Source organism: Siccirubricoccus deserti, assembly GCF_014283215.1.
Taxonomy (GTDB): domain Bacteria; phylum Pseudomonadota; class Alphaproteobacteria; order Acetobacterales; family Acetobacteraceae; genus Siccirubricoccus; species Siccirubricoccus deserti.
Map to the genome: position 1 here is coordinate 1 of NZ_JACOMF010000134.1, position 4,943 is coordinate 4,943.

3 protein-coding genes are annotated in these 4,943 nt (G+C 66.0%); 2 read left to right on the plus strand and 1 reads right to left on the minus strand.

Features of this window, described 5'->3' with window-relative positions; genetic code table 11:
• Positions 1 to 275 precede the first annotated feature (275 nt).
• Positions 276 to 533 (minus strand): hypothetical protein, encoded by a 258-nt coding sequence (locus H7965_RS28595; protein WP_186773912.1) that lies wholly within the window; start codon positions 531 to 533, stop codon positions 276 to 278.
• 314 nt (positions 534 to 847) lie between these two features.
• Here H7965_RS28595 and H7965_RS28600 point away from each other — a divergent pair, with 314 nt between their 5' ends.
• On the plus strand, positions 848 to 1,204 hold the full coding sequence (locus H7965_RS28600) for a hypothetical protein (RefSeq protein WP_186773913.1): 357 nt from the start codon (positions 848 to 850) through the stop codon (positions 1,202 to 1,204).
• A 245-nt stretch (positions 1,205 to 1,449) separates the two neighbouring features.
• A complete protein-coding gene (locus H7965_RS28605) occupies positions 1,450 to 4,386 on the plus strand; it encodes a hypothetical protein (RefSeq protein WP_186773914.1) in 2,937 nt (978 codons plus the stop codon).
• Positions 4,387 to 4,943: the final 557 nt, after the last annotated feature.

Genomic DNA, 4,943 nt, shown 5'->3' on the forward strand with positions numbered 1-4,943 from the left:
CCTCCTCGAGCCGATCGGCAACATCCCACCCGCCGAAGCTGAGGCGCGCTACTATGCCAGCCAGCAGGAGGTTGCGCTGGCAGCCTGACTCAAACTCCCCTGCCTCCGGCAAACCCGGGGCGGTTCAACGTGCTGCATGGCGGCGTATTGCTCGGCCGTCGGGTTGTCGATCTCCGGCCAGATGCGCTCCCGGTGGGCAGCCCTCACAGTGTCCATGAGCCCGCGCATGACTGCCTTGTCGGTCGGCTGTGGCGGATTGGCGATCTCGACGTACCTCATGCTCCCACCGCCAGGGCACCACCGTCCTGCGCCTCCGCAGCTAGGAGCCGCTGAAAGGCCAGCGCTTGAAGATCAGCCTGCCCCTCCTCACCAAGCCTGCGGTAGAGGTGGAGGATTACGCGCGTGCTGCATCTCTCCCAGCCTGCATCGGCGAGGTAGTTGGGCGCGCACCCCAAATAGGCGGTCGAGAACTGGCGCTTGGATTGCGCCAGACCGCGTTGGCTTGCGGTTTGGTATATGTCTTGGATGGTCATGCCGACCTCCTTGCTGTTGGTCCGTCGGTAGTTATCTCGGCTGGTCGTCGGGCCGATCAGCAGGACTAGAAGGCGATGAGCATCGGCTCGACCTGCAATCCGGGTCCGCATTCGACGGCGCCTGCGCTCACAGCGGAGGCGCGCTGCGCTGGCACACCAGTCGTAGTGGCTCGGCTCCACACGCGGCCAGTCAATCGATCCGAAGACGCATTTGCATTTCTATTGACGCCGCGCTGTGCGGCGACTAGCGGGAACACCCCTCAGCGCGGCCAAGATCATCACCGGCGGCGTGGTTCCATAGGAGGGAGAGTGCCGTGACCGACATCCACGACAACGAGGTCGACGAGGACGACACTGAGGCCATGTTCGCGGCCTACGACGCGCCTGACATTGTGAAGCTGTTCGCGAAGGGCGGCTGGACGGCGGAGGAACGTCGGGCACTCGCCGCACAGACTGATGAAAAGCTGCGCAGCACGTCGCGCCGCCTCCTCACCGCCGCCCACGCGCAGCTTAAGGCGTCGCTCGCCAAGGTCGAACGGATTACCGACAAGTCGCTCAATCCCCGCGGCCTCGAAGTTATCGAGGAGATGCACCGCGCGACTCTCAATCGGCTCGCCGACGGCGACCTCAAGCCGCTGCGTGATTTGCTGGTCCGCAGCAGCCGGCACTGATCCAGAAGTGGCGCTGGGTTGGCAAGCCCAGCACTACGGCCTGAACCCCCGCGCTTTCTCGGCAAGCGTTGGCAAGACGGCTACCCAGCCAAAGAGGCGGAAGCAGGGTACACCGGCTCTGCTCCGCCGCGCGGGCACCGGCCGGCCGAAGGGCCAACAGTGCCGCAAGCGACCGCAGTGTGTGCGTCTCAGCCGGCACCGGCTGCGTCCCCACGACAACCACGATCTTCGCCGGACACACACGAATGCTCGACTTCACTCTCGCCGCCCACGAGGAGCAGTTCCTCACTCTCGTGGAGAAGGCACTTGGCGGCAGCGCCGCGCGCCGCTTCCGCGCCGCACTTGCAAAGCCGGGCAACCTTCTCGTCAATCGTGTACTTAAGCCATACCTGTTTCGCTGCGCGCCCGGCCAGGACATCGACGAGGCGGTATACTACCCAGTCGCCATCCTCAAGGAGACGCCGGGACGCAATCACGAACTCGCCCAGGCGTTGGCCAGCGGCACTGCGCCATACTCGATCGACGCCCCCGAGCCCTGGGCGCTCATGGCGTTCTTCGCTAACCCCCTCAAGGCATGCCGCCCCGAGATCGACGAATTGATGGGCACCGAGGTCTGGCAGCGGCCGTCGGAGCGCGTTGCACTAGGCCCCTTTTACGTCTTCACGTTCGAGCACGACGAGCGGAGCATCGAATTCTTCCGCGAGCAGATGTCGTGGCTCATGTCGCGGAAGAAGGCCAGCGACTCTCCGATGGGAAGGTTGTTCGCTCGCCTGTCCGAATATGCAGATTTCGCGGGGCTCACGGTGAATTATTCTGGCGGCAAGTCCCTGCACATCCACGCCACGTTCAACACCTTACTCGCCGCCGAGGCGCTGGACCTCTACGCGATTGCGGACCTACGACCCGGATTTGTCGCTCACTGGAACCTGCTGCGGCCGATCGTGCGTGAAGTGCTGGCCGTCCCCAATGGTGTCGAGCCCGACCCCATGCTCCGCTTCCCAGAAAGTTATAGGCGGTTGCCGAACGCCTACCGGCTTGTGGAGGGCAGCGACCACATCCTCGGTGTCCCGCCCGGCACTTGGGTACGGCAGGTTACCGTATGGGAACAGTGGCGTGAACGCGCTGCACCCGGCGCTACCGCGCTGTTCTTTCGTCCGGAGCCCTTCCACGAGGTCCCAGTCGCTCCTGGCGATCGGTCGCGCCCCGCCCGAGACGGCGCGAGGCCCGCTGCCGTCGGCGACCTGACGCCCGAGCAGGTCGCCTTTTGCGAGGAAAAGCTGAGGAAGCACTTCGGCGAATGGCCGAAGCTCGAACGCCTCACGCACGAGCGCGGAAAGTGGGTGGCTCGCTTCTTCAACTCGCCACATGATCGCAATGCCGCGTCGATCCTCCGCGAGGATCACACGAATATCCTCCTCACGGGCACAGGTGCCGATCATCTGCACACTCGTCCGTTGCTGTTCCCGCTCGGCCACATGATTCGCTTCTGGGTCGCGCAGCACGAGCGGATGCGCCGGGAAGAGGACGAGGCCGCCACGGAGGAAACTGTCGTCATCCCCCGGCCGAGCGCGAGTTTGGCCGAGCACCCGTTGGAGGTTGAGTTCCGGGAGGCGGCGCACGACCCGGGGTCGGCGCGCACCGCCGTGAGGGCGTTCTTCCTTGGCGCGGTCCCGGCGCACCAGCTTCTCTGGGTGAGCGGACCGGAGGGCGCCGGGAAGTCATCTGCGTTGTTCGCCGAGCACAACCGGATCGTTGAGCGCATCGAGCGTCCCGGTGACCCAACGTTGGCCCTGTACGGGTTCGGAGACTACGAGACCGCTCAGGAGAAGTGCGACGCCTTCAACGAGGCACAGCGCGGCAGTGGCTTCGTCGGCGTGGTGCTGCCTTCCTTCTCGGAGGCATACGCGCGGATGTGCCGTGAATTGGGCCAGACGGCCATGTCGCAGGCTGAGGCGGCGAGGCGCGGGCACGGCAGTCTGTGGTCGGCGGTGAAGGCGGCCCAACCACGGATCATGGAGGCGTTCCGGGCCATGCACGCCGCGATTTGGGCGAAGGTTGGGGACGCTCGCATGGTCGGCTTCACGGTCCATCAGGTGCTCCAGGGGTGGGATCGGCAGAGCCCCACTAGGGCCATGTGGTCCCACTCCTTCTGGGACGGCGCACGCGACGAAGCCGAGCGGCGAGGGCGCGCCGTCCGAGAGACGGCTCTGGGGCTGGCCGTGCACGACGAAGTTCGGGTCGAGAGCGTGGTGGAGATGCGGCCACTCGCGGTCCTCGAATGGGTCCGGCGGCTCTCGGACCGGCACGAGGCCGCGCGCGGACGGGCGGGGATCGACCGCCAGCACGCCGCCTGGGAGGCGTTCGTGGCCCAGGAGGGAAAGCCGGTAATTGGCGGCGAGGCCATCAATCTCTCCTTCGACGAGTTCCGTAGGCTGGCCGCGGTAGCGGACGGTCCCTGGACTCAGGTCACGACCCGCAACAGCGGCGAGTACGTCGTCGAGGAAGAGGCTGAAGCCGGGGCGGACGGCGACCGTCCGGACATCTACGCTGCCCGGCACGGCCACCCTTGGTGCGTCCAGCCAAGGATGTGGTGGCAGGGCGGCTTGGCGCCCCACGTGGTTGTCCTGACCACGGAAGCCCTACCGACCGCTGTCGCACGCCGCGCCGATCCCTCATGGTCGTTTTTCGAACTCGATGCTCCCTCTCTGCCGCATTGTGACGTGATGGTCCACGCCATCAGGGGCGTGACGGCACGCAACCTGTCGCGGCTCTGCGAGGAGTGGCGCCGGCGCCTCGGCCTGCCAGATGCATGGGTGGTGAGCAACCGCGTTGCCGATCTTCCAAACTCGATGACGCACGCCCGGGCGCGCGGCAGCAATGACCTGATCGGCAAGAGCGTCATTCAAACGATGGCATTTATGTCGCCCGCCGAGTACGAGCGGGTCCAAGCGCTCAATGCATGGATGGGCCGGTCGGACGCCTGTCTGCTCCGGCACATCGACGAGTTCAACCAAACGGCCGGGCGGAACCTGGGTTTTCGCGGCCGCGAGGGCATTCAGCACCACTTGCTGGTCAACCCGCGGCTGTTCGGGCTGCTGATGGAGGGCGCGCTGGGCCGGAGCCGCTATGGTCTCGTCCTGCACCTCGACCGTGGCCAGCGGTACCGGATGAAGGTCGGGTGATGCGCGGCGCCGGGGAGAGCGGGCTGATCGCGTGACGGTCGGCTGACGGTCGTGGCCATGTCCTGCTGATCTTCGCCTTGACGGTCGTGCCGCCTTCCTCGCCGATCATCCTGCCGATGATCGCTCGACGGTGTGGAGACGGTTGGGTGAGGAACCGGGTGGTCCGGGCACTGGCCGGGGGGCCATGCCCGTCCCGCTCTCTCCCCTCGGCGCACGCCGGAGCGGCGCGCGCTCCCGGGGGTCGAGCACCGCGCTTCGCATGGGGAGGTGGAGGCGCGATCGGTGATGCCTCGCGGCCGGGGGCAGCATGCGCTGAGTCAGGTGAGACGCGCAGGAGAGGGGGAAGCCGGGAGACAGGAATTCCCCCCGGATGTCACTTTCCTAATTGGTATCTATAGGAGAGCGACATGTCGGGGGAATTCCTCGACGCAGCCGGGAGACAGGAATTCCCCCCGGATGTCACTTTCCTAATTGGTATCTATAGGAGAGCGACATGTCGGGGGAATTCCTCGACGCATGCTGCCCGGGCCAGTACCAGACCGGTCCTGCCTGCGCGT

What these genes read in the sequence shown, in the direction of transcription:
- H7965_RS28595 (WP_186773912.1), bottom strand. Translation starts at nt 533, where the DNA reads ATGACCATCCAAGACATATACCAAACCGCAAGCCAACGCGGTCTGGCG.
- H7965_RS28605 (WP_186773914.1), top strand. Translation starts at nt 1,450, where the DNA reads ATGCTCGACTTCACTCTCGCCGCCCACGAGGAGCAGTTCCTCACTCTC.